We start from the raw sequence: 26,501 nt of genomic DNA, 5'->3' as shown, positions 1-26,501 counted from the left end.
GCAGCAGCATATCGACTATTGGGCTTTACTCTAAGCGTGATTGAGAAAAAGTTCAAAAGAAAAATGGCAATGATCTGTAAAAATACAATGTTCAGAAAAAATTCTTGATTCAAAAATAAATAAACCCTGCACGAGACAGGGTTTATTTGAAAATTAAGGCTTAAGCTTCTTTGGCTTCAGCTTTAGGTTTTTCACGTAGGCGAATACCTAAATCACGCAATTGGTTCGCTTCAACGGGTGCTGGTGCTTGCGTTAATGGACATTCAGCAGTCTTGGTTTTCGGGAATGCAATCACATCACGAATTGATGCACCACCTGTCATGAGCATAACTAAACGGTCAAGACCAAATGCTAAACCACCGTGTGGAGGAGCACCGTAACGTAATGCATTGAGTAAGAAACTGAATTTTTCTTCAGCTTCTTCTTCACCAATGCCTAAAGCTTCAAAGATTGCTTTTTGCATTTCTAGGTTATGAATACGCAGTGAACCACCACCAATTTCAGTCCCGTTTAACACCATGTCATATGCGACAGAAAGTGCAGCACCTGGGTTGTTCTTCACGTCTTCAACGCTAGATTTCGGTAGCGTGAATGGGTGGTGAACAGAAGTCCATTTGCCATCATCGGTTTCTTCAAACATTGGGAAGTCAACCACCCAAAGTGGCGCCCATTCGCACGTTGACATCTTCAAGTCATGACCGACTTTAATACGCAAAGCGCCCATGGCATCGTTCACAACTTTGGCTTTGTCTGCACCAAAGAACACGATGTCGCCATTTTCAGCACCAACACGTTGCAAGAGATCAAGTACGATTGGCTCGATAAACTTCACGATTGGAGATTGTAAACCTTCGATGCCTTTTTCAAGCTCGTTGACTTTGATGTAAGCCAAACCTTTTGCACCATAGATGCCAACAAATTTGGTGTATTCGTCAATTTGGCTACGTGGTAAAGAACCTGCGCCTGGCACACGTAAAGCAACAATACGGCCTTTCGGATCTTTCGCTGGACCTGCAAATACTTTGAACTCAACGTCTTGCATAAGGTCAGCAACGTCAACCAATTTCAAAGGAATACGTAAGTCTGGTTTGTCCGATGCATAGTCACGCATGGCATCTGCATAAGTCATGCGTGGGAATTTATCGAAGTTCACGTTTAGAAGTTCTTTGAACATCTTAACCGTCAACGTTTCCATTAAATCCATGATGTCATCGTCACTCATGAACGATGTTTCAACGTCGATTTGGGTGAATTCAGGCTGACGGTCTGCGCGCAAGTCTTCATCACGGAAACATTTTGCAATTTGGTAGTAACGGTCAATACCACCCACCATCAACAATTGTTTGAACAACTGTGGTGACTGTGGAAGGGCATAGAAGCTACCATTTGAAACACGGCTTGGTACTAAATAGTCACGCGCGCCTTCAGGAGTCGCACGCGTTAAAATTGGGGTTTCAACGTCTAGGAAACCATTGTCTTCGAAATAGTTACGAATTAAGTTGGTAAGCTTAGAACGGAAACGTAAACGATCAAGCATTTCCGGACGACGGATGTCCAAGAAACGGTATTTCAAACGAATTTCTTCAGAAATATTGGTATTGTCATCATTCAATGGGAATGGTGGAGTTTCAGAAGCGGCAAGAACTTCAATTTCTTTGCCCAACACTTCAATTTGACCACTGACCATATTGGCATTTTCAGTGCCTTCATAACGACGGCGTACACGGCCTGTAATTTTTAATACGAATTCAGAACGAGCCTTATCTGCTGTTGCGAAAGCTTCAGGAGTATCTGGGTCAATAACCACTTGCACAAGACCATCACGGTCACGCATATCAAGGAAAATGACACCACCGTGGTCACGGCGACGGTGTACCCAACCGCAGAGGGTAACGGTTTCATCAATTTGAGCTTCGGTTAAAGAACCGCAGTAATGAGTTCGCATCATAGCGTGTAAAATCCAACTATATGGGTTAAGGAAGCGTATACGTAAACAGCGTACCGCCTGTAAAGGGAGGATTATGCCTCGTTGAGGATTTTGTCACAAGGACTAGATCAAAATTCCTCAGTATTTCAGGTCATTTGGATGCAAATTTTCAGTCTGGGATGGCGCGGAAATAATCTCGGTAATCCAAGAATAAAAACAAGATACAGCCCAAACTAAAACAGGGGAGAGCCGCTTGGGTAAATTCATTGATACTTCGCGCTGTAAAATAATACAGGTTGGACATCCACAGCTCTTGAGAGAAATAACGCGCATAATCCCATGCCGAATAACTGCCCATAAGCAGGGTTAGGCCCAGCAAACTCCACGCATAGACTTTAATGCTTGGGGATACCCTTCGGACTTGTCTAACTTGTTGATAATAGTGTGCACACATCCAAAATAATAAGGGTAAGGCAGCAGTCGAAGTACCAATCTGAAGTACTTGATGCATGGGAAAGTTTAGCCCGAAGAGTGTTACGGTTTGACCCAGAAAATCATGAAAAGCAAAAGTGCGAAAGTCGAGATGCGTCAGCCCATCCCAAATCAGATGAGTGCTGATCCCCAATAAAATTGCCAGAATCATCCCAAGAACAAAGCCGATGAGGCTCTGGAGGTTGTTCAACTGCAACCTATCCTGCAATCCGAAAAAACGAAACAGTACGGGACGATATAGGGCGTACCACAACAGACAAAAACCGAGCGCAATGAATAAATTGGGATTAATCAATGCCTGCCATAAATGAGTTTTTCCCCCATCGTGTTGTGTGAACAAACGGATTAAATCGGGGGTCATTGAGCCAATGGCGAGAGCCGCAATCGGTAAATGTCCCCGACTTAACTTGGCTAATGGTGGGGCAAGGACTGCATGTGAAAGAGTAAATGGCATTGATTTTAATTGAGCGAGTGCGTTGCTTGAGGTCAAGATCTATCTATAGCTACAGCAAGTTTCAAGCAGACACAAGACAATGCATGTTTTTTATTGCAAAATTATTGTAATGTTATATTATAACATTTAATAAATTCCACCAGATCCTGTTTGACTCATGTTATTTCATAAGAACTTACTTTCTCTTGCAATTCTTGCAGTTATCGCACCTGCCGCATTTGCTCAGGAAGATGAATCTACACAAAAATTATCGACCATTCAGTTACAAGCTCATCCTTTGGTGCAAAGTGCCGCAGATTTTGCTGTAGCAGATCATGTGGTCGAGCATAAACAATTGGCAGAGCGTGGCGCAACCATTGGCGATGCGTTGGAAGGTGAATTAGGGGTGTATTCCAACCAGTTTGGTGCGGGATCGAGTCGTCCTGTGATACGTGGTCAAGAGGGACCACGGGTCAAAGTCCTAGAGCACGCTTCTGAAACGGCAGATGTATCCACGCTCTCGCCCGATCATGCCGTGACTGTCGATCCGATTTTAGCCAAGCAAGTTGAACTTATTCGGGGACCCTCAACCCTGCTGTATGGTGCAGGTACCGTGGGTGGTTTAGTCAATGTGACAGACAATAAGATTCCAACCGAAATGCCCGAAAAAGGCTATACAGGACAAGTTGGACTTCGTTATAACTCGGGCAATGATGAAAAGCTGGCGAGTGCAGGGGCAACAGTGGCGCTTTCTGATCAGGTTGCCGTGCGCGTTGAGGGGCTGAAGCGTAAAGCCAATAGTTATATTGCCACAGACTATGGGCATGAACATGAGGGAGAGTGGGAAAAACAACGTCGTGTAGACAATACCTTTGCCGAAGGCCAAACGGTCAATCTTGGATTATCTTGGATTCACGATCGTGGTTTTACTGGAATTTCCTACAGCAACCGTCAGGATCAGTATGGTTTACCAGGGCATAGTCATGAATATGAAAGCTGCCATCCGCATGATGATCATTTGCACTGCGATGGAGGTGATAACCATGGCCATACGGATGAACATGATCACTCAGGCCATGAGCATGCGCATGACGAACATGAAGCAGGCCCATGGGTCGACCTAAAATCCGAACGTTATGATTTCCGTACGGAGCTGAATCATCCATTTAACGGTTTTGAAAAACTTCGCGCGCATGCCAGTTATACCGATTACAAGCATGACGAGATTGAAAATGGCGTGGCTGCAACTACATTTAAAAGTCAGGGTTATGATGCTCGCTTAGAATTGGTACACAATCCGATTGCGGATTGGGAAGGGGTATTGGGCACCCAGTATAATCAGCAGAAACTGAACATTAGCGGTGAAGAATCCTTACTTGATCCAACCAAAACGCAAAAATGGAGTCTTTTTGCGCTTGAGCATAGGCAGTTTGGGGATGTGCATATCGAGTTAGGAGCGCGTTTCGATCATCAAAATATTGAGATTGATTCGGATAAAAAAGACTACGATGGCAATGCTTATTCTGTTTCAGGTGCAGCCAACTGGGCCTTTGCACCGGACTATAAATTGTCATTGGTGGCATCGCATCAAGAGCGTTTGCCTTTAGCGCAAGAGCTGTATGCCGATGGCAAACACTTAGCCACCAATACCTATGAACGTGGCAATCAAAATCTGGATGTCGAAAAGTCGAATAATCTTGAGCTGGGCTTGCACTACGAAACCGATCGTTTTGATTATCATGTGCATGTCTACCATAACTGGTTTGATTCTTATATTTATGCGCAAACCGCAGACCAGTTCGAAAACTTCCGCTTAGTCGATTACACCCAAGACAAAGCCAAGTTTTACGGGACTGAAGCGCAAGCGTCTTATGCCCTGAATGACCTGTATAAGCTCAGTGTCTTTGGGGACTATGTCCGTGGCAAAATTGACAATGCCAATGCACCCCTCGTACCCGCTGGTCGTTTAGGCAGTAAAGTCGATGTCGATTTTGCCGATGGCTGGTCTGGTTTAGCCGAGTACTATCATGTCTTTAAACAGGACAAAATTACCGCCTATGAGCAGGAAACGGACAGCTATAACATGGTCAATCTTGGTGTGGCTTATGCGGCGCCAGCATTCGCAGATACCAACTATCGTGTGTATTTTAAAGCCAATAATCTATTGGATGAGCAGGTCTATCAACATGCTTCCTTCTTGGCCAATATCCCGCAAATGGGGCGCAATTTTACTGTAGGTCTCGAATTTGCTTTCTAAGCATGATTAGGCTTTTGGAATTGAATCAAGACCTTGTCACAGAAAGCCACTTGAAAATACAGCGCAGAAAACCTAGCCTGATGCTATTGGGTTAGGTTTTTTGTTATGCGTATTCTCCGAAAAGTTCAACATAAATTAAATTGGTCTCCACGACGCTATATGGCGGTTTTTGTGGGGCTGTTGGCACTGGGCTATTTGGCTTCAGGCATTTATCACAGTGTAAAACCTTTACCTGAAGGGCTAAATTACACAGGTAAGTTACGCCATGCCCAAGTGAAATTCCTGGCCGATCAGACCTATTTGACTGCCAATGGTCAACAGCAGCAACAGCATGTCATTTTTAATGAAATGCTGAAGATGATTGATGAGGCTAAAACCACCATTGTCTTGGATATGTTTTTATTCAACAAAGAAGTGGGAGAGTCGAAAGCACAACAACAAGCTTTAACCCAGCAGTTAACGGATGCTCTGATTTCAAAGCGCCGTCAGTATCCAGGCCTTGAAGTGAAATTCATTACCGATCCGATTAATTCAGTATATGCCGGTCTGGCTCCCGAACATTATCGCCAACTACGTCAGGCGGGTATTGATGTGATTGAAACCGATTTACGACCATTGCGGGCTTCCAATCCAGCTTGGTCGGGTTTTTGGTATTTATGTTGTCAAGATATAGGCAATAACCCTGAAAAAGGCTGGTTGCCAAATCCATTTGGGAAAGCGCCGATTACCTTGCGCAGTTATTTTAATCTATTTAATTTTAAAGCCAATCATCGTAAAACCTTGGTGGTAGATACGGCGGAAGGTTGGAAAGCTTTAGTGACGTCTATGAACCCGCATGATGGCAGTTCGCGTCATTCCAATGTGGCTTTGGTGGTAACAGGCAATACTGCAATTGACATCCTTAAGACTGAGCAAGCTGTGGGGCGGATGTCGGGAGGAGATATTCCTGTGGTGATTTTAGGTGAATTTGAGGCGGAAAAAACTGAGCCTCAGGTTCAAGTTTTGACCGAACAGGCCATTCTTGACGCAACCTTAAAGTTAATTGAATCGGCACAGAAGCAAGACCAGATTGATTTAGCCATGTTCTATTTATCGGAACGCCAAATTATTAATGCCATGCTGGCTGCGCAAGAGCGTGGCGTACAACTGCGCGTTTTACTTGATCCCAATAAAGATGCTTTTGGACGTCAGAAAAATGGCATTCCTAACCGTCAAGTGGCCTCTGAGCTGCACGCAGCAGGGATCCCGGTGCGTTGGTGCAATACGCAAGGTGAACAATGTCACAGTAAGATGATTGTTAAACGCAGTGGCAAAGACAGTGAACTGATTTTGGGTTCTGCCAATTTTACTGCACGGAATGTGAAAAACTATAATTTGGAAACAGATTTGCGTGTAGTCGGTCCAACTCAAGCTGCGGTTTTCCGTGACGCAGCGCAGTATTTTAATACGGCATGGTCGAATTTAGAGGGTAAGCAGATGAGTGTGGATTATGCACAATATGCGGATGAGTCGAAGTTGAAATATGGCTTATATCGCTTCATGGAATGGAGTGGTTTGTCGACGTTTTAATTTTTAATCCCTCCTCGCCTCCCTTTGAATAAAGGGAGGAAATACCTGAGTCATATCAGGAATTGAGAGGGGGGAATATTGTTTATATCTCAGGATTCGGTGGAATGATTTGATCCAAATCTTTATCCGTCATGTTATCCAATTCGCGGATGTCAGTTTTAATTTTCCATTGTTCAAGATTGTCCACTGGGTTCGGTAGACGTGCTTCAAGCCAGTCACAGACCACATCAGGTGGAAAGTCAGGGTGATTACATTGAATGACCCAAGATAGGAATTGTTTGGCTTCCCCATTCATATAAGGGGGGGGAGACACAGGGAGAAATTGGGTGGGTAAGCGTTCGTTGGTCGAAATGTAATTTAAAACATGCCCAAGTTCTTGTACCGTTTGCCAAGCCAGTGGGTGATCGATATTAATCTGAAATTTAAACCACCAAGCATGTTGACCATCTGTTCCATAAGAATCAATAAATTCTTTCTGTACACTCGGGACTTTACAGAAAAATTGATGCAGTCGTTCAAAGCTTAATTCCGCCACAATATTCAGCCTAATCCATGAAAAGGCTTATATTAGCATAAAGCATGAAAAGCAAAATTGAGAATCAGGGTAGATCCGTCCAGCAAAAATCTTTGTAGCGCATTCTATTTTATACATGCTTAGACGAAAAGATCGGTTAAAATATGAATAAAGACAATTGGGAGAAGCAGATGACAGCCAAGTTCTACTTCGCATGGGGTATGGCGATCCTTATGTTGAGTTCAAGCTATGCATCCGCGGATGCCAATGGATGGTCAAATTATCAGGGCACCAGTACTAAGCGTCCGCATGATCGACCTTACCCACCACACCCGCCATATCCGAACCGACCTTATCCGCCACATGATCATCGTCCGCCCCATTGGGATCGACCACAGGCGAATGTTAGTATTAATTTACAAGCTCCGACTTATACCGAGTATAACCATCAAAGCACCAGCTATGTCTTTGGTGATGCGAACTCAAAAATTGAAAGTTCTCAATATCGGATCATCAATGACTGGCAACGCTTGGGTTTGCCAGAACCGCCACAGAACATGTACTGGATTTTTGAAAATGGGCGCTATGTTTTAGTCCCAAGATAGGACGATGCGGCCTACTTTCGAGCAATCATGATCGAAAGTAGATGCAGTTAAGCCAATTCATCATCTTCTGGACGAGGGGTTTTTCCTACTGCTAAAGCTTTATCTTGATGCTTGTCCCGCATAACGGATGGGTAGTTCCAAGAGGCAAATCGCACCACCAGAATGGCAAAGGCGAGAATTAAAATTGAGCCTGTAATAATTAGCAAATCCATATCGGCTTTATGGTCATGCTGAATATCGGAAATAAGCAGTCGAGTCAGAGCGGTAATTGCCACATAAATCAAAAAACGAACGGGCATATGGTTGGTTTTAAAATATATTCCCACCATGGCACCTAATTCTAAATAAATGAACAATAAAAGAATGTCATCAATGCTGGCATATTGTTTCACCGTTAAAATTTCAATCACAGTATGTACAGCAGACCACGCCACCATACAGCCAATAATGAAGAGGGCAATATAGTGGAAACTTTCTACCGCCATATTGCCTAAACGGTCGAGGAGGCGTTCAAGTTGAGTCACTTTCGGATCGTGTGTAGACATTTTTACCTCCTGATGATGAATTTATTCGCTATTCAAACATAAGCAAATTTCATGCACATGAAGCTGAAGGCATAAAAACACCTGACAGTGCAGACGTTTTTTAAAATCAAATCATTATGCTCCGTTTTTGTGAGTGGGAAAGCTAAATCACGGTGAAGTGTACTTTTTAGAGCAAATGTATTTGTGTCTATTTTTTGCTCTCAATCAATCTGTTGTATTTTTCTGGCCTTTTTTGAAGTCAAAATTAAGCAGTTTTTTAACAATAAAAATAAATAAATGACGCTGTGTGTCACACAATTTTTTATTTTTGATAAATAGTTGGATTGATTATATTATTGCAAAGCAAAATTTTATTAAGAAATATTTATAAATGCTTAAGCTTTAAGCTAGGGTGACAAATGAAATCTTTATCGGGGTTTACTTTAATTGAGTTAATGATTGTTGTCGCAATAATTGCAATTTTTGCAGCAATTGCTATACCGAGCTATTCAAAATATATCGTGGCGAGTCATAGAACAGAAGCACAAGCGGCCATGTTAAATTTAGCTCAATTTCTAGAGAGCAAATACAATGCTTCATTTAGTTATCCAGCGGTGGCGGATATTCCTGCAGCATTAAAATCGCCTGCAAATGTCAGCACGTATTACACCTTTTCAATTAATGTCGCCAATTCATCTCAGACCTATACGATTACCGCAACACCAACCAGTGCACAATCTGACAGCGTATGTGGAACTTTAACGCTAAAGGAAGATGGGGCTAAAACACCAACGACATCTGGGTGCTGGAAATGAAAACAGTAAGAGCTTTTACCCTCGTTGAGTTAATGGTGACGATAGCCGTTTTGGCAATTTTGGCTACTTTAGCCGCTCCCAACCTCAGTAGCGTATTAAATAACTCCAAAGTGAAAACCAGTACAGGGGATATTTTTAATTTTCTTCAACAAGCCCGAACCGAAGCGGTGAGACTGGGGAAAACTGTCACAATTTGTGGGAGTTCAGATGGCACGACTTGTTTAAGTGCCAATAAAACCAATTGGTCAACGGGATTAATCGCCAAATCTTCGGCTTCCGCTACACCGATTCAGAAGTTAACTTTTGAAAATTCCAAACTCATGATTACCGCACCGGAAACCATCACTTTCAATCCAGTGGGATCAACTACAGCTGAACATGAAATTACGGTCGCAATTTCTGGTGCTGATACTTATTCAATCTGTGTCGAAGTCATTGGCAGAGCATTCAAAAGTAAAACAGGGTGCTAAATCATGAATAAAATAAATGCTCAACAAGGGTTTGTGCTCTTTGAAGCGCTTATCGCAATGTTTATTACCGCAGGGGTGTTATTGGGGTTAGGGATCCTGCATTTGAAGTCTATGCAGCAAAGTGCCTTAACCACCCAACGTACCATTGCGACCATTCAAGCCAATGATTTGATTGATCGGATGTGGGCCAGTGTTTGCTCTTTAGATGATAGCTCGGGTCAGGTTTCCACAGGGCAAATCAATGCACTTAAAGTGCAATGGCAAAATCGTTGGAAGGTTACGGGAAATAGCAGCAGTTTTGTGCAAGGACTAACGAATAATCAAAAAGCTTTACATAGCCGTATGAATGGCTGGTCGGGGAATCTGGAAATCGAGAGTGCGACGAAGCGACGGTATAAAATTACGATTCAATGGGAAAATAAGAAAGCCAAGTGGTATGCAACAAATCCAGGGGATAAGGAAGAATTTATCTATTATTTTTCAGTGCCGAAGTGTGAAATTTAGTAGATAGAGGAAAATAGTATGAAAAGAAAAATAGTGAGTAATCGATTTTCACAAGCTGGCGTTTCTCTCATTGAGCTGATGGTGGGTTTAACCATTGGTATGATTATTACGGCAGGGGCTTTAACCATTTTATTTTCAAACCAGAAGCTTATTCTGGAAAAAGATGTCATGGATCGCTCACAAGAGAATTTTCGTTTTGCCTCAATGACAATTACTCGGTTGGTTCGACAAGCAAATGAACTGGGTATTCCTGTAAATAATAATGAATTGATTGTGACATTTGACCGAACTCAAAGAGACTGTTTGGGGCAACTGAATAATTCATGGGTCAATACATTTAAAGTGAATGCAAATAATGAATTGCTTTGCATTTTAAATAATGATGAAAATTTAAGTTATGTGCTTGCTAAGGACATTTCTGAAATTAAATTTTCATATGGTATTCAGAATGGTGTTGGTGCTAACTCTTTAGTTTATCAACCAAGATATAGTGGTAATAGCAACACAGAAAATACTGCGGTTGTAAATGCGTGGAACACGGTAACCAGTGTTTTAACTCAGATGACTGTTACTGAGGGCAATGGTAAGCAACCCACCATTGATTTTATTTCAACATCACATCTATTGGCATTAACCAAACTGGCATCCAGTGGCGGTACAAGTCACGCCAACCCTTCAAATAACAATAATTCAGGGGATTCCTCTACAGGGAGTGGTCAGGAGGGGGGAGATACTTCTAATGGAAATGATAATGGAGATGGTTCCGAAGAAGACAATAACGATAATGAAACACCATCAACAAAGAGTTGTTCGAATGAGATGTTAAGTAATGTAACTATAACTGTAGATGGGGATACATATACCTGGCGAGATGTTAGTAATACGATTTATGCGGTTAAAAAATCCTCAGTCATTGTAAATGTGAACAATAGTATGGATCTAACGAATTGGGAAATTGCGGCAGACAATATTTTCACGCCTTTAAAGTTGGTTAATAGTTTTAGTATGCCAAATCCACATAATAGGTCTATGAGTTTAAGTTTGAAATGTAATGGCGAGCTAAAAGGCTCGTTAGATTTTGTAAGTACAAAATGAGGGCATAATTATGAACAATAATCAACAAGGTTCCGTCCTCATTATTACTGTAGTTGTGCTTTTTGCCGCGACCATGATTAGTCTATATGCAATGCGTGGCACAATCATGCAGGATAAGATGACCGCTAATATAAATAATAAAGTGGCGACCAGTAATGCCGCAGAAGATGGGGCTACTCAATTTTTAAACTGGGCGGATAATCGATTTAAAACATCAGGCTGGCCAACAAGTAGCTCTGATAAGAACTCATGGAAAGGCAGTTTAACAGCTGATTTGATTCCTTATACAAACCCTATAAATGGTGTGAGTACATCGAATATCCAGAATGGGCGTTATTATTGGATTAAAACAGATGCCAATATTGCAGGTTGCTCAGTTGCCAATACCAATCCATGTTGGGACGATACTCATCAGCAGGTGACTGTACAAATTACAGGAAATCTGATTAAGGGTACGGGCAGCGATACGAAGATTTTAGGTGAAAGCGTTTATCAAGTTAAATTTGCTGCACCGCAAGCAGTGCGATTACCAGAATTACCTGCAGCGCTGACATTGGCTGGTGACGTTAATTCATTTTCTGGTGCAAATAGTAATGTCTTTAGGATTGATGGGGGGCATAAACTCGCAATTGCTACGGATGATGTCAACTCAAATAATACTGTTAAAAATGGTATTCCAAACAATCGTAACGATGCAGCCCATTATCCTGGTGGTAGTGGGTGTCCATCTTCAGGTGCTTGTGTAAAGAATACGGATCTCGGTCTGTGGGGGGATGCCAATCAAGTAATGGAGCTGGTGAACTCTATCAAAAATGCGCCAGGTGTGACTTATGTTGAGGGGAATGCCACGAATCTACCGGCCTGTTCAGGTATTGTCATTATTACTGGAAGTCTACGTACAAACGGGAATCAATGTTCTTTTAAAGGTATTCTCCTCGTCCTAGGCGGAAATTATGATGTGCGAGGCAATGGTGGGGATTATGTTGGTGCTTTATATGTCGCGAATATTAGTTCAAACGGAAGTGGTGGTTACCAATTCTCAAGCAGTCCGACTCAATTTTCTGGTGGGGGGAATATGACAATTACATATGACTCGAGTTTAATGGATGATGATGTAAATCCGAGTTATTCATCTCGCACTTCAGTTTTGTCTTGGATCGACGTTCTCTAAGATTAATGTCTTCCATAAAAAACGCCTGACAATGCAGGCGTTTTTTTATATGTCGTGATTAAGCTTGGCTAGTGAAGTAGTCTTCACTGAAGTTCATGATCAAGTCAGAACCCGCTTTGACTTTCGCAATACGCATGTCTAATTCAGGAAGAATACGTTGTGCGAAGTATTGAGCCAGTGCCAATTTGTTCTGGAAGAACTCACCATCTTTATCTTTTGCGGCATTGGCAATACGAGCAAACATGTAGGCGAAGCTGAGTAAGCCGACAGCATGTAAATAATCAACTGCCGCTGCATTTGGGAATTCAATATTTTCCGCGGCTTGCGCCAGTACAAATTGAGTCAGGTCAGCTACTTCGGTTGCTGCATCTAAAGTCGCATCTTTAATGAAGTTCAAATCAGCATCTAAACTGTTAGCAAAATCACGAATTTCTTCGATGTATTCTGCAATGTACGCACCGTTACACTTAATGGTTTTACGACCGATTAAGTCTTGAGATTGAACGCCATTCGTGCCTTCATAGATTTGCGCAATACGTAAGTCACGGACACATTGCTCCATACCCCATTCACGGATATAACCATGACCACCGAAGCACATTTGTGCATCTAAAGTTGCTTGGAAAGCCGTGTCAGTTAAGTATGCTTTCGCAATTGGTGTTAAAAGTGCAACGCGGTCATTGGCTTTTTTCACTGCTTCAGCATCAGTAGAGAATTTAGTGATGTCTAACTGTTGACCGACATAAACGGCAAATGCACGAGAAGCTTCGTTGTTGGCACGGACGTTTAACAACATACGACGAACGTCACCATGCACTAAAATGCTATCCGCTGGTTTGTTTGGCGATTTAACACCAGAAGCACTACGACCTTGTAGACGGTCAGTCGCGTATTGTGCTGCATTTTGGTAAGCAAACTCAGAAGCACCAAGACCTTGAATACCCATCGATAAACGTTCGTAGTTCATCATGACGAACATTGCTGCCAGACCTTCGTTTTCTTTACCTACGAGGTAACCTTTAGCGCCGTCAAAGTTCATGACGCAAGTTGCAGAGGCTTTGATGCCCATTTTATGCTCGATAGAACCCGGACCTGCGGCATTACGCTCACCTACAGAACCATCTTCATTGACTAAGAATTTAGGCACGATGAACAATGAAATACCACGTGAACCCGCGGGTGCATCTGGAGTTTTAGCCAAAACCAAGTGAATGATGTTTTCAGCTAAGTCGTGGTCACCGCCAGTAATGAAGATTTTTGTGCCGGTAATGTTATAAGTACCATCTTCGTTACGTTCAGCTTTAGTTTTAATAATGCCTAAATCTGTACCCGAGTGCGGTTCAGTTAAGCACATGGTGCCTGACCATTCGCCTGAGTAGATTTTAGGTAAATAGGTTTCTTTTTGCTCTTGAGATGCATAGCTGTTTAACGCCATACCCGCACCCACAGAAAGTAATGGGTAAAGCATGAAAGAAGGGTTGGTTGCAAACAGCATTTCATCAGAAAGTACAGTCAGCATTTTAGGCATGCCTTGACCGCCCCATTCTTCTTCTGCGCCTAAACCAATCCAGCCACCTTGGGCATATTGTTGGAAAGCCTCTTTGAAGCCGGCCGGTGTCGTCACTGCGCCATTGTTATAAGTTGCACCTTCTTCATCACCAGTACGGTTCAGCGGAAGCGTTACATTTTGCGCAAATTTTGCCATTTCTTCTAAAATAGCTTCTGCAGTTGCTGCATCTAAATGAGCTAGATTTTCGTTAGACTGCCAGAATTGTTCTGCGTTAAAAACATCATTTAAGATGAATTTCATATCTGCAAGCGGTGCATTATAAATTGGCATAGTTAGTTCACCTTTGTTGTATACATATGCGTGTTTCGAATTGGGAATAACACGCAATGTGATGTATTACCGATTCGACTTTATTAAATTTAGCATTGATTCCATAAAAAAAGGACCGTCAAAACCGACCAGTCCTTTTTTCTTAATTTAACATTGCAAGCAACATTAAAGTGTGATTAGAACTCAAAGTGTTCTGCATCAAGAGACATTAATGGCTCTACACCACCAGCAATCACGTCAACGTGTGAACGTACACGTGGCAAGATTTTCTTGAAGTAGAAGCGAGCAGTAGTCACTTTGGCATTGTAGAAGTCAACATCTGTCGTGCCAGCAGCAAGCGTTTGCTGAGCTACCAATGCCATTTGCGCCCAGAGGTATGCAAGTGTTACGTAGCCAGCGAAGTACAAGTAATCTACAGCAGCAGCACCGACTTCATCTGGGTTTTGCATCGCACGCATACCAATTTGCATGGTGAGGTCGCCCCATTCTTTGTTCAATGCAGCAAGCGGCTCTACAAATTCTTTCATCGCAGCATTGTCTTTGTTTGCTTCGCAGAATTTGTGAATAATCTTGGTGAAGTCTTTTAACATTGCACCTTGAGTACCCAAAACTTTACGGCCTAACAAGTCCAACGCTTGAATTTCAGTGGTACCTTCATATAAGCATGAGATACGAGTATCACGAACGATTTGTTCCATACCATGTTCTGAAATGAAGCCATGACCACCGAACACTTGTACGCCGTGTTTCGCAGATTCAGAACCTGTTTCAGTTAAGAATGCTTTTGCGATTGGAGTCAACAATGACAGGATGTTGTCAGAGTATTTACGCTCTTCTTCAGTTGCACCTTTCTCTACGATATCTGCATGGAAAGACAACAAGTAAACCAATGCACGACCTGCTTCAGCAAAAGATTTTTGCGTTAATAGCATGTTGCGTACAGCTGGGTGCACAATAATTGGATCGGCTTCTTTTTCAGGTGCTTTCGGACCAGAAAGTGAACGCATTGCTAAACGATCTTTAGCATAAGCCAAGGCACCTTGGAATGAACCTTCAGATGCCGCAAGACCTTGAATTGCTGTACCAATACGTGCCGTGTTCATGAAGGTAAACATACAGTTTAGACCACGGTTTTCAGGTCCAATCAAGTAGCCTTTTGCATTGTCAAAGTTGATGACGCAAGTCGCGTTACCATGGATCCCCATTTTGTGTTCAATCGAACCACAACGTACGGCATTACGCTCACCCACAGTACCATCAGCATTCAAGTTGAATTTTGGCACGATGAACAGAGAAATACCTTTGGTGCCTTTAGGCGCGCCAGGAAGACGAGCAAGAACAATGTGAATAATGTTCTCTGCCATGTCATGTTCACCGGCAGAAATAAAGATTTTCTCACCCGTAATTGCATAGCTGCCATCAGCATTTGGTTCAGCTTTAGTACGGATAATACCGAGGTCAGAACCTGCATGAGATTCGGTTAAGCACATGGTACCTGTCCAAACACCAGATACCAGATTCGGTAAGTATGCATCTTTTTGTTCAGGTGAACCGTGGTGTTCTAGGGTACGCACTGCACCGTGAGAAAGACCTGGGTACATGCCCCATGCCCAGTTCGCAGTACCGACCATTTCAGAAATCACGTTACCTAAAGAAACTGGTAAGCCTTGGCCACCATATTGCTCTTCCGCAGAAAGAGAAGGGAAGCCTAATTCGATATATTTTTGATATGCTTCTTTAAAACCAGTCGGCGTAGTCACCACGCCATCATTCCAAGTACAACCTTCTTGGTCACCGCTTTGGTTGATCGGAGACAATTCATTTTCACAGAAATCTGCCGCAGCTTCTAAATATTGGTCAACCAATTCACGGCTTACGGTTTCTTGGAACGCAGGGAGTTTTGCATAATGTTGTTCAGCATTTAGTAATTCATGCAAAACGAACTGCATATCACGTAAGGGCGCTTTGTATTGTGGCATGTCGGTTTTCCTCAATACTGGTTTCAACCAGCGTTATAATCCTAATAAACATGGTGACGTGCCTTCAATGACACGTTTTTAAGTACAAGTTAATCGTGCAACATCTTGTTATAAGGTACAAGCACTTGCCCCCCATTTCTTAGTGACTGTAAAGTCAAAAAAAGGTGGCTTGAATTTTATAAGTACATTGAGTGTAAACGTTTTTATGTTTTTTTTAATGATACAAATAGTCAAAAAACGTAAAAAGTTATGTTGCTATTTAGGCATAAAAAAAGACGCTTGCGGCGTCTTTTTTGTTGTTCATCTGCTTATGCTGCTGGTTTTGCTATAGGCATGGCATTCGGTTGCGGCTGATTCGGGAAGAAACGTACCGCACATTTACCCGATAAGGTTTGTTCACCCGCTTTAATTTGCACCGCTTTACCATCGGCTTGACCTTTACATGCAGTTTCGACTGCTTGTTGGAAAGCTTGTTTTTCTTTCAGACGTTGATCGTATTGCTGCACCATTTGCTGACGTTGTGCATCGGTTAGTTTTTCACCGCGTTGAGGATGCATCATGCCTGCGTCATCTTGCATAGAATGGTGTCCAAAATGCATACCGCGACCATGCTTTTGATCAGGCTGGAACACCACCTGACACTGACCATCAATTGTTTGTGTACCAGCGGTAACCTGAACCGTTTGTCCAGCAGTTTTTCCCTCACAAGCTTGTTTCATCTGTTTGAACATTGCTTTGTGTTCAGCGCGCATTTGTTCATGTTCGGCACGTTGTTCAGGCGTCATACGATCTGCATGACGACCATCCATCATGCGATGCGGTTGCTCTTGTGGTTCTGGGTGTGATTGGCAAGCAGTTAAAGCCCCCACACTTAAAACACCACAGGTTGCTAATAGTATTTTTTTCGTCAAGTTCATTACAAGTTACCCCAGCCGCGATTATTAAATTTGTTCTTAAAGATTAAATAATAAAGATGAAGAAACAATGGAGGGTTTTTTGAAAATAGGTTGGTTACAATAAGTTCAAGCAAGCAACCACTGAGCCGCCCTTGTTGAATACCCGACGTGTCCCGATTGCACTCCGCCTTTTTTTGACCGTACTGCTCACCACTTTGGTGATTATTACCATGAGTCTGGGAGTCTTGCATTGGACCATGCAAAAAAACTTTACCAAATATGTTGCAGATGTCGAGATGCAAAAACTCGATCATCTGATTTCCAATTTGGCGGGGGTATATTCGGTCTATCATGACTGGGGCAATGCCATTCAGGCTCAGATTTTGCAAATCGAGGGGCAGGCTGACCCTGATGATTATGATCGTCTTTCTCGTTGGTGGCTCAGACGACAATATGACATTGCCTTACAACAGCGCTATTTTCAAGAACATACTTTTGTGAATATACCGCCTACTTTGGCGAAGGCTGATCAGGGCAAGCCTATGCTTGATCAAGAAGAATTACGGTGGTTAGAGTTAAACTTGCCTTCAGAATATCAACCTTTTGAAGGCTTGAAATTCCCATTGCGCTCGAATGAAAATGCCTTCCGTCCGCCCGATCGTAAAGAAGGGCAGAATAAATTAAAAGAGAATAATCAGAAGAAACAGTTCATTTCTATGCCTGACCGTTTGGGCTTGAGTTCGCGCTTATCTTTATATGATGCAAAACGGCAGTTTGTGGTGGGTGAGCCTTCTTCAGATCAGATTTCTTATCGGCCCATTCTTGTGGATGACAAAGTGGTGGGGTATTTGGGCTTAAAACCTGTTCTTGATCAGGATGATGCCTTAAGTATCAACTTCTTTAGTAATCAAAAACGTTATTTGTTTCTGGTCTATGGCTTGACCATTTTGGCAAGTTTGATCGCAGCCTTACTCTTGGCGACCTATTTCAAAAAGCCGATACAACGCTTACTGAATGCCACTCGTGAATTAACCCAAGGCAATTACCAGCATCAGGTTAAAATTAACCGCAATGATGAATTGGGTGACTTATCCAATGAGCTGAATCAGTTGGCAGAAATTCTGAATCAACACGAAACTTCACGTCGTCAGTGGGTGGCTGATACCTCGCATGAACTGAAAACCCCGTTGGCGGTGTTGCAGGCTCAAATTGAAGCGATGCAAGATGGTATTCGCAAAGCAACGCCTGAACATTTAGAGGCGATGATGCGTCAGGTCAGTAGTTTGAAAAAATTAACGCAGGATTTGGCTGATCTGGCACAGGCAGATGCACAGCAATTGAAATGTTATTTCACTTCCGTTAACCCGTGGGAAGTGGTGTTACAAGAAGTCGAAAACTTCAAACCAAAGTTTGAACAAGCACAACTACAAGTCGCTGTGCAGGGCGATAGTCCATTCTTACAATTAGATACAGACCGGTTTAAACAAATTGTGGTCAACTTACTCAGCAATAGCATTCGCTATACCGAGCAAGGTGGAGCGATTCAAATACATACTGAAGAAACTGCACATGAGTGGTCGCTCTATGTTGATGACAGTCCTTATGGTTTAACGGATGAACAGTTGCAACATTTAGGCGAACGTTTTTACCGTGTCGATGACTCGCGCACTCGAAGTACAGGCGGCACAGGACTTGGGTTGGCACTTTCTTGTAAGATTGCGCAAGCACTTGGAGGACGTTTGAGTTTTGAACATTCCCCATTGGGTGGTTTGCGTTGCAAACTTACTTTCCCGAAACAAATGAAATCATAAAGGAAATATTCATGAAGCATATTATGCTGGTTGAAGATGAAGTTGAACTGGCTCAATTGGTCCGTGACTATTTAGAAGCTGCGGGTTTTGAAGTTAGCCTGTTCCATGATGGACAGGAAGCATATGACAGCTTTATGCAACGTAAACCAAGTTTGATGATTTTGGACTTGATGGTACCTAGAATGGATGGTCTGACCATTTGCCGTAAAGTGAGAGAACAGTCGGATTTACCAATTATTATGGTCACTGCACGTACGGAAGAAATTGATCGCGTGTTGGGACTAAATATGGGCGCTGATGATTATGTCTGTAAACCCTTCAGTCCGAAAGAATTGGTTGCCCGGGTACAAGCGGTGCTTCGTCGTTTAGATCGCAAGGCTGAACCTGAAGAAAATAGCCTATTCCGTATGGATAAAGCACAACAACGCATCTGGTATCAACAAAAGACCCTCAACTTAACCCCAACTGAGTTCCGTTTATTGGAGTTGTTCTTGGAACATGTGGGGCAGGTGTATTCTCGTGTTCAATTGTTGGATCATATTAATCCTGATAGTTTTGATGTGGCTGACCGTGTTATTGATAGTCATATCAAGAACTTGCGTCGTAAGATTTCCGATGCTGCAGAGACAGGAAATCGCCATGAATGGATTCAGGCGGTGTATGGCGTAGGTTACCGTTTTGAGTACCCTGAAGACTGATAGTTGAGGATGAACCGAGTTTTCCTGTGGATAATCACAATGTTATCCACAGAAAATGTGGATAACCACGTTGACTAAATCGACAATTTTAAGATGAACAACTGACCATGACCTCAGGTACATCATTCGGTAATGGGGCTAAATCTTCAGCGTGTTCTAAATCTGGTTGTTGGGTAAAGGGCTGGCTCAGCAGCTTGAAGAGTCGATCCACCTCGGTAAAGTCATTACGCTCCGCCAGTTCAATTGCGCGTTGTGCCATGTGATTGCGCAAGATGTAATGGGGGTTAACCTCAGACATGGCCTGATCTAAAAGTTGTAGATCTTGATGTTCTCGAATCGATTGATATTGATCTAAGAACTGTTCAAATTGACGTCGGTCTAAGCAGTCATCCAGGATCTGTTGATATTGCTGATTTTGCAGACGCATAAAGCTCTGGGTGTAATCCAGTTGTTCAGATTGCAGAATACGTAGGAACAACATGCCACAGTCAAAGCTGTCTTTATGAAAATCAGGGAGCCCCATCTTCTGACACAAGCCTAAACGGTAATGTTCCAGAAAAGTAGGTTCATAGTGGTTTAAACAGGCCGCGAGATCTTCTTTCCATTGTTCTTTTTCATAGCCTTCTGGGCACAAAGGAATTAAGTTGTTGAGCCAGATCCACAGGTTCCAATGTCCAATACTGGGTTGCTGTTGGTAGGTGTAACGCGCCTGATAGTCGGAGTGATTGTTAATCCAATTGGGGCGGAAGCGTTCCATAAAGCCATAGGGACCAAAATCGAGGGTTGAGCCTGTAATATTCAAATTATCGGTATTCATGACTCCATGGGCGAAACCGACCAGTTGCCACTTGGCAATCATGATTGCAGTACGCTGTATCACTTGTGTGGCAAAGGCCAAAATAGGCTGTTCAGCGTCTAAACATTCAGGATAATGCCATTCCAGACATTTCTGTGTGAAGCTGCTGAGTAGGGTCGGCTGATATTGATTGATCCACTCAAAGTGCCCGAGCCGAATATGGCAATCTGAGGTTCTTAACAGCATCGCACCCAGTTCGAGTTTTTCGCGCTGTACGCCTTGGGTAGAAGATGTGAATCCGACTGCATTACTGGAAGGGACACCAAGCGCATTTAAGGCATGTCCTGCCAGATATTCACGAATCACGGAACGCAATACTGCACGTCCATCTCCCATGCGTGAATAAGGGGTCTGACCAGCACCTTTTAAATGCAGATCAATGGTGTGTTGGTTTTGATCCAAAATTTGCGCAATCAATAAACCGCGACCATCTCCGAGCTGTCCAGCCCATTGCCCAAATTGATGTCCCGCATACACCATGGCCAGTGGTGGAAATTCAGCAAAGGTTTTCTGTCCGCTACAAATCTCGACCCAATCCGCTTGATCTGCTTCACTCCATTGCAACTCTTCAGCCAAGGCCTGATTAAAATGCCCTGCTTTTGCTCCAACAAGAGGCACAGGCATTTGTTGATGGAAAAGTTTTGAATCGAGCGTAGGGTAGCGTGAATTGAATAGCATGAAATGGAATCGGACGATGGGACTCCGCTCACTATAACAAATCTCAGGGCTAAAATGAAAAAAGCTCCCTAGAGGGAGCTTTTCGTGAGTTGAATAAGGACTTATTCAGACACTGCATTTTTCTTAATATTACGCATCAGGACTTTGAGCGTTTGACGATGATGTCCTAAACGTTGCTCAACCAATTGGAAATCCATTTTGAGTTTATGGTCCATTTGGTGAATTTTTTCAGCCACAGATGCTTTCTTGGCCTGAATTTCTTGTTCTTTCAGTTTTGCCCAGTCATTCAAGGTGTGGGTGAATGCTTCGTATTCTTGTGAAATACGTTGTTTGACATTCGCCATATCTTCGTTGACATTGTGCCCGTAAACCGCCAAATCTTGTTCTGCATATTTAAACTTCATCGCAAGCTCAGCTTTCTTAATATTAAAGCTTGGAATACGACGTAGATTTTTTGCTAAACCGACTTTTGAACATGACCAGATCAACCATTTGGTTGGGTCATACTGCCACCATTTCACACCATTACGATAATCGTATTGGAAGATGTGATGATAGTTGTGATAACCCTCGCCCCAAGTTGCAATCGCAAGGAGGAAGTTGTCACGTGCGGTATTTTCATCGGTATATGGACGTTTACCCCACATATGGCAAAGCGAGTTAATAAAGAAGGTCACATGGTGACTGAGGATTAAACGAACCAATCCACCCAGTAACAATACACCCCACATATCGCCTACGGCCCAACCAATCGGCATTAAAATACCGGCATGAACCAAGATAACCAAAGGGACATAATATTTGTGTTGGAACATGACCAGTTTGTCATTTAACAGGTCCGGCGCATTTTTATAATTTGGCTCTGCTGCTGGATAATCACGTAACATCCACCCGATATGGGCAAACCAAAAGCCTTTATTAATTGAGTAGGGGTCTTTTTCAACATCATCTACATGGCGGTGATGGGTACGGTGACCTGAAGCCCAGAACAAGATACTGTTCTGAACGGCAAAAGTTCCCATAATCATCAGAATGATTTTTAAGGGAAGAGTCGCTTCATACGCACGATGCGCCCATAAGCGATGATAACCCGCAGTAATACCTAAACTGCTTACCCCCAGTAACACAATCATACTGACCCAAGCACTTAAGCTAAAATCATGATTGATGGCATAGAGGGGAAGAGCGATAACCGCAACAATAGGTAAAAAAACTAGGGCAAAAATTGCAACCCAGTTGATTGGGGCTTGAGGTAGGGGAGGATTCATCTCCAACAGCACTCCTAGAAACCTGAGACAGGTTAAAATTGAGAACTTAATTCAATACAATTTGTATGGATTAAGATTCTGGCATATTAGCATGAGCAACAATTGTACTCTAGCATTATTGTACAGTTGTATTGTACTAAACAGTAACAGAATAAGACTATGCCGTGATTGAATTTATCGTAAACAATCGGCTATTTTTATTGGTTGCTCGATAAATTTTCATTGTAGTTTGAGTCAACTGGATGACGGATCTTCAGTTGAATCAACTTATCTTAAGTGTACACATGAAGATTTAGCCTAGCTCAAGCTGTTGTAGCATCATTTTAGGAAAATCCGTAATCAAGCCATCAATGCCACAGGTTTGTAAATGCTTGGCGCGTTCAACATCGTTGACGGTCCAGACACTGACCTTTAAGCCCGCAGCTTGAGTCGCTTGAATCATGACATCTGTCGCCAATTGATTCATCCAGCCAATACGGCTACAGCCAAGAGCCAAGGCTTGTTCGATGGCGAGTTCTTTGATGTCATCTTCGATGAGAAGCCCACGTCTAAATCGGGAGTTGGACTGCTGTAAAGCTTGATGAATTTTCAGGTCAAAACTGGTGATCACGGCATTGTGTTCAAATCCAGTTAAGGCTAATTTTAAGTGCTGAACCAGCTTTTCCGCCGCTGCCATATCTTTTACGGCTTTAATTTCAACTTCAAGATGGGAAAAGTCACGTAGAATCTGCAAGCTCTGTTCCAAAGTGGGGGTTACTTCATGTTGCCAGTTTGTCCAGATAGAGGCTTGATTGAAGCGAGACAAATCATGAACGCTGCACGCATACAAATCATAATTGATGGACGTGGTGCGTAAAAAGTTATCATCATGCATGACCACTAAGCTGTCATCGTGGAGTTGACGGACATCAAACTCAACTGCTCGAACACCTAATTCGTGTAAATATTGAAATCCACCTAGGGTATTTTCAGGTGCTTCACCGCGTGCGCCGCGATGTCCAATAATTTGCATGTGCTGATCTGCCTTTATTTTTCAGTTTTGATTATTACGGAGTTAAGGAGCTTTCCTCAATCTTTGATTTTGGAGTTTGAATATTTTTTCGTTATACATTTTTTAAGGATTGAATAGTACATCTGAATAGGCATGTAGAAGAGCGGTCATCAGTTAGTTCAGAGAATCAATCGAGACTCAATCTCTATGATTTAGCCTCGATCATTCAACGGGTCTTAAATAGTCTCGTTAATATTTTTTTGCCATAACACTTCACTACCGCCTTCAGCACGTTGTAATGTACGCGAAGCCACAAAGAGCCAGTCAGAGAGTCGGTTTAACAACTGTAAAGAGCTTGGTTGAATGTTTTGATCGCGATGATGGACGGACATCAGGCTACGTTCAGCACGACGGCAAACGGCACGTGCTTGATGGGCAAAGCTACATGCCAGTGTACCTGATGGCAGAATAAAATCTTTCAACATCGGTAAAGCTTCATTCATACGGTCGATGTCTTGTTCTAGAAATTCAACTGAAAGGGGTTGAACTAAATGATAGTTAGGAATACAAACTTCGCCACCTAAGTCGAATAACCAGTGTTGAATCAGGCTCAGGCTTTTATCCCAAGTAGCTTGTTCAGCTAGATCACTTTGATTGATTTGAGCACGTAAAATACCGATACAAGCGTTTAGTTCATCAACATCGCCTAGTGCATTAATACGTAAATCATCTTTGGCGACACGTGAACCATCCCCCAGTCCAGTCGTGCCAGAATCGCCCGTGCGGGTATAAATTTTACTTAAACGATGACCCATAATTTTTCCTAAGGTTGAAATGAAAAAAAGGATAATGCCGGTCAAAACATTATCCATAAACTGCGCTATTTTATATATTTTTTTGAAGCTGAGGATTAGTAACGGAAAGTTACCCCAGCAGAGGCAAGGCGACCGCCATTGATGTAGTAGCTACCACTACCATAAGCTGTACGGTAGTTGCTATCCCCTACATTTTGGATATTGGCAAATAATTTGACAGCAGTGTTTAGATTGTAATAACCATTCATATCAATTCTTAAGTGACCAGGAACAGTAACATTATCGTAGGCACTATTATCATACGAACTACTTGCCATCAAAGTGGTTGAGAAGCCAAATTTACTGTCTTGCCATCCTGTGGTAAGCGTCGCATTTTGTCGAGGGCGACGGCTTAAGTCTTCATCAGTTTTATCGTTTTTAGCACGAACATAGTTATAACCTGCATTAACATACAGATTTTCACCTTGCCATTTCAGATAAATTTCGCTGCCTTCAAATGTAGCTTGGTCAATATTTTGGAAGATATAGCCAGTAACACTGGTTGCATCAATCAAGTTTTCAACTTCAGTGCGGTACAAAGAAATACCTGTGGTAAAACCGTGGTTGAGATTTTGATCTAAGCCAATTTCATAAGATGTGCTTTCTTCCGGCTTTAAATCTGGATTCCCATAAGCACTATAAAGTTCATTCAAAGTTGGTGAACGAAAGGCTGTACCAATATTGGTATAAATGCTAGTTAAAGGTAAAACTTGATAGCGTGTAGCAATTTGTCCAATGGTGTGCGTGCCATACTTCTCATTGTCTTCTACACGAATACCAACTTGTGTATTTAAGCCATTGGCATTGTATTGATGTTGCACATAATAACCTTGTGAGTCTACATCAGCGGCATATGGGCTACCGTAGGAAACTACGTCGCCATCAATGTTTTGAAAAGTTGTACCCAACAAAATATTTTGTGAAGGTGTGAAATGCCATTTACTATAAAGTTCAGCTTCTTGTGTAGTGCTATGAACGAAATCATAAGTCCCAAGATAATTTAGATCATTTTGATCAATATCATCTTTGAATTGTGATAAACGGGCATTTAATTCAACATTTGGGGTAAGATTTACACGACCTTTGAGGTTCACAATTTCATTTTTGAAATCTTGATTAGCGACCGCACCATAATTGTCGTATTGGGAATTACCTTCGTTCTCACTATAATCGAGTGAAAGTGCATATTTTTCTTTTTCTACGCCAAATTTTGCCGAATATCCAGTTTGATCAAAAGCCGCATTAGGTGCATTTTTACTGTCTTTAACAGGTGTACCATCGGTTTCCAAATGTTGACCACGAATTTGTGCATAGAATCCATTTTCTGCGAGATCAGCACCAACCAATGTTTTGTAAGTCGAATTTTCACCAATCTCGCCTGTTACAAATGCACTATTTTTTTCTGGCGTTTTTGAGACGAGTTGAACGACACCGCCAATTGCATCGGTACCGTAGAGTACAGAGGCTGGGCCTTTGAGCACTTCAATTTGTTGAATATCTGTAGTGTCAATAAATGGTAGCGACGCTGTTCCCGTAGTTGCTGAGTTTAGTCGAACACCATCGCGTAAAATCAATGTTTGATTTGAGTTGGTACCACGTAGAAAAATTGAAGAAATTTGACCATATCCACCGCTTTGTACCATATTGATGGCTGCATCAGTCATTAACAGATCTGGTAAAGAAGCAATTGGAGATTGCTCTAAAATTTGCGGTTCAATAATTGAAATACGCGCAGGCACATTTTCAATCTTTTCTTCAGAACGTGTAGCTGTGACTACTAAAGTGTCTAAAGAAGCATTAACAACATTGGAATTGTCTTGTGCAGATACAGACGTAGAGAAACCCATCGCAATAGCGATTGCGCCCACTAAAGCAGTAGGCTGAAATAAATTTGACATGCTTGCTCCATACATTCACCCCCCGTGAATGATTGAGTTAAACGGACAATAAGCAGGTCTCCGGACTCAAATATAAATATTGCGAACAATATTGGTATACCCATCTTCCCACACGAGTGCAGTGATGTAAGTGCAAACTTATAAAGGTATACGTTTCGTTTTACCGTTGCGGGGGCAGTGTTGGATTTACACCAACTTCCCTAAAGCATATTGCTATGACTTATTGCATTTGCGCGCAGTATAAGGTTTGTATGCGAATTAAACAATCTATGTAAAGAATATTCAGGATGAACTTTACTCAAGAGAAAAGAATTGCATTACAATGATTCGCCCCGATATTCATAGACAGGCTATGA

General features: G+C 42.4%; 22 protein-coding genes and 1 riboswitch. Of the genes, 10 read left to right on the top strand and 12 right to left on the bottom strand.

Going from position 1 to position 26,501, the window contains the following annotated elements; genetic code table 11:
- Window positions 1-160: 160 nt before the first annotated feature.
- Together aspS and AC6CHI_RS08205 are read right to left on the bottom strand one after the other, a co-directional pair.
- Window positions 161-1,948, bottom strand: a complete 1,788-nt coding sequence (gene aspS / locus AC6CHI_RS08210; RefSeq protein ID WP_458893414.1) for an aspartate--tRNA ligase — start codon at window positions 1,946-1,948, stop codon at window positions 161-163.
- Window positions 1,949-2,096: 148 nt separating this feature from the next.
- Complete coding sequence (locus AC6CHI_RS08205) at window positions 2,097-2,873, bottom strand: DUF4184 family protein (RefSeq protein WP_498120923.1); 777 nt, start codon at window positions 2,871-2,873, stop codon at window positions 2,097-2,099.
- 157 nt (window positions 2,874-3,030) lie between these two features.
- Between AC6CHI_RS08205 and znuD the strand changes: the two genes are divergently transcribed.
- Window positions 3,031-5,109 carry a zinc piracy TonB-dependent receptor ZnuD gene (znuD, locus tag AC6CHI_RS08200; protein ID WP_498120628.1) on the top strand — a complete coding sequence of 693 codons (2,079 nt, stop codon included), beginning with the start codon at window positions 3,031-3,033 and terminating at the stop codon, window positions 5,107-5,109.
- A gap of 105 nt (window positions 5,110-5,214) precedes the next feature.
- The gene (locus tag AC6CHI_RS08195) at window positions 5,215-6,678 is read left to right on the top strand and encodes a phospholipase D family protein (RefSeq protein ID WP_498120626.1); all 1,464 of its coding nucleotides are present in this window, start codon (window positions 5,215-5,217) and stop codon (window positions 6,676-6,678) included.
- Window positions 6,679-6,760: 82 nt separating this feature from the next.
- Here the strand turns inward: AC6CHI_RS08195 and AC6CHI_RS08190 are convergent, their stop codons facing one another.
- The gene (locus AC6CHI_RS08190; protein ID WP_498120624.1) at window positions 6,761-7,213 is read right to left on the bottom strand and encodes an SAM domain-containing protein; all 453 of its coding nucleotides are present in this window, start codon (window positions 7,211-7,213) and stop codon (window positions 6,761-6,763) included.
- A gap of 143 nt (window positions 7,214-7,356) precedes the next feature.
- Here AC6CHI_RS08190 and AC6CHI_RS08185 point away from each other — a divergent pair, with 143 nt between their 5' ends.
- The gene (locus tag AC6CHI_RS08185) at window positions 7,357-7,797 is read left to right on the top strand and encodes an RcnB family protein (protein WP_458893418.1); all 441 of its coding nucleotides are present in this window, start codon (window positions 7,357-7,359) and stop codon (window positions 7,795-7,797) included.
- Between the two features lie 47 nt (window positions 7,798-7,844).
- Here the strand turns inward: AC6CHI_RS08185 and AC6CHI_RS08180 are convergent, their stop codons facing one another.
- Entirely contained in the window at window positions 7,845-8,342 is a 498-nt protein-coding gene (locus tag AC6CHI_RS08180; protein ID WP_498120622.1) for a phosphate-starvation-inducible protein PsiE, read from the bottom strand.
- A 398-nt stretch (window positions 8,343-8,740) separates the two neighbouring features.
- On the opposite strand from AC6CHI_RS08180, the gene AC6CHI_RS08175 reads away from it, so the two are divergent.
- From AC6CHI_RS08175 to AC6CHI_RS08155, 5 genes are all read left to right on the top strand, one after another.
- A complete protein-coding gene (locus AC6CHI_RS08175) occupies window positions 8,741-9,136 on the top strand; it encodes a type IV pilin protein (RefSeq protein ID WP_498120620.1) in 396 nt (131 codons plus the stop codon).
- Entirely contained in the window at window positions 9,133-9,606 is a 474-nt protein-coding gene (locus tag AC6CHI_RS08170; RefSeq protein WP_498120618.1) for a GspH/FimT family pseudopilin, read from the top strand. The genes AC6CHI_RS08175 and AC6CHI_RS08170 overlap by 4 nt, the downstream gene beginning before the upstream one ends.
- A 3-nt stretch (window positions 9,607-9,609) precedes the next feature.
- Window positions 9,610-10,110 carry a type IV pilus modification PilV family protein gene (locus AC6CHI_RS08165; protein WP_498120616.1) on the top strand — a complete coding sequence of 167 codons (501 nt, stop codon included), beginning with the start codon at window positions 9,610-9,612 and terminating at the stop codon, window positions 10,108-10,110.
- 18 nt (window positions 10,111-10,128) lie between these two features.
- Window positions 10,129-11,205, top strand: coding sequence for a PilW family protein (locus AC6CHI_RS08160; protein ID WP_498120614.1), 1,077 nt, complete (start codon window positions 10,129-10,131; stop codon window positions 11,203-11,205).
- 118 nt (window positions 11,206-11,323) lie between these two features.
- On the top strand, window positions 11,324-12,376 hold the full coding sequence (locus AC6CHI_RS08155; protein ID WP_498120612.1) for a pilus assembly PilX family protein: 1,053 nt from the start codon (window positions 11,324-11,326) through the stop codon (window positions 12,374-12,376).
- 58 nt (window positions 12,377-12,434) lie between these two features.
- On the opposite strand, the gene AC6CHI_RS08150 is transcribed toward AC6CHI_RS08155, so the two are convergent.
- The 3 genes from AC6CHI_RS08150 to AC6CHI_RS08140 all read right to left on the bottom strand — a co-directional run bounded on the left by AC6CHI_RS08150 (window position 12,435) and on the right by AC6CHI_RS08140 (window position 17,112).
- Window positions 12,435-14,216 carry an acyl-CoA dehydrogenase C-terminal domain-containing protein gene (locus AC6CHI_RS08150; protein WP_498120610.1) on the bottom strand — a complete coding sequence of 594 codons (1,782 nt, stop codon included), beginning with the start codon at window positions 14,214-14,216 and terminating at the stop codon, window positions 12,435-12,437.
- Window positions 14,217-14,392: 176 nt separating this feature from the next.
- Window positions 14,393-16,195, bottom strand: coding sequence for an acyl-CoA dehydrogenase C-terminal domain-containing protein (locus tag AC6CHI_RS08145; RefSeq protein ID WP_498120608.1), 1,803 nt, complete (start codon window positions 16,193-16,195; stop codon window positions 14,393-14,395).
- 308 nt (window positions 16,196-16,503) lie between these two features.
- Entirely contained in the window at window positions 16,504-17,112 is a 609-nt protein-coding gene (locus AC6CHI_RS08140; protein WP_498120606.1) for a hypothetical protein, read from the bottom strand.
- A 134-nt stretch (window positions 17,113-17,246) separates the two neighbouring features.
- Between AC6CHI_RS08140 and baeS the strand changes: the two genes are divergently transcribed.
- Together baeS and AC6CHI_RS08130 are read left to right on the top strand one after the other, a co-directional pair.
- A complete protein-coding gene (baeS, locus tag AC6CHI_RS08135) occupies window positions 17,247-18,902 on the top strand; it encodes a sensor histidine kinase efflux regulator BaeS (protein ID WP_498120921.1) in 1,656 nt (551 codons plus the stop codon).
- 11 nt (window positions 18,903-18,913) lie between these two features.
- Window positions 18,914-19,600 carry a response regulator gene (locus AC6CHI_RS08130; RefSeq protein WP_458893428.1) on the top strand — a complete coding sequence of 229 codons (687 nt, stop codon included), beginning with the start codon at window positions 18,914-18,916 and terminating at the stop codon, window positions 19,598-19,600.
- 88 nt (window positions 19,601-19,688) lie between these two features.
- Here the strand turns inward: AC6CHI_RS08130 and AC6CHI_RS08125 are convergent, their stop codons facing one another.
- The 5 genes from AC6CHI_RS08125 to AC6CHI_RS08105 all read right to left on the bottom strand — a co-directional run bounded on the left by AC6CHI_RS08125 (window position 19,689) and on the right by AC6CHI_RS08105 (window position 26,145).
- Window positions 19,689-21,134, bottom strand: coding sequence for a protein adenylyltransferase SelO (locus tag AC6CHI_RS08125; protein WP_498120604.1), 1,446 nt, complete (start codon window positions 21,132-21,134; stop codon window positions 19,689-19,691).
- 101 nt (window positions 21,135-21,235) lie between these two features.
- Complete coding sequence (locus tag AC6CHI_RS08120) at window positions 21,236-22,402, bottom strand: acyl-CoA desaturase (protein ID WP_498120602.1); 1,167 nt, start codon at window positions 22,400-22,402, stop codon at window positions 21,236-21,238.
- Window positions 22,403-22,694: 292 nt separating this feature from the next.
- Window positions 22,695-23,414, bottom strand: a complete 720-nt coding sequence (locus AC6CHI_RS08115; RefSeq protein ID WP_498120600.1) for a glycerophosphodiester phosphodiesterase — start codon at window positions 23,412-23,414, stop codon at window positions 22,695-22,697.
- 215 nt (window positions 23,415-23,629) lie between these two features.
- Complete coding sequence (locus tag AC6CHI_RS08110; protein WP_498120598.1) at window positions 23,630-24,208, bottom strand: cob(I)yrinic acid a,c-diamide adenosyltransferase; 579 nt, start codon at window positions 24,206-24,208, stop codon at window positions 23,630-23,632.
- Window positions 24,209-24,303: 95 nt separating this feature from the next.
- Window positions 24,304-26,145, bottom strand: coding sequence for a TonB-dependent receptor plug domain-containing protein (locus AC6CHI_RS08105; RefSeq protein WP_498120596.1), 1,842 nt, complete (start codon window positions 26,143-26,145; stop codon window positions 24,304-24,306).
- Between the two features lie 34 nt (window positions 26,146-26,179).
- Window positions 26,180-26,384, bottom strand: a riboswitch (cobalamin riboswitch).
- Window positions 26,385-26,501 lie beyond the last annotated feature (117 nt).

It is taken from the genome of Acinetobacter sp. GQ146, assembly GCF_059758585.1.
This window is presented reverse-complemented; position numbering and strand designations above follow the sequence as displayed.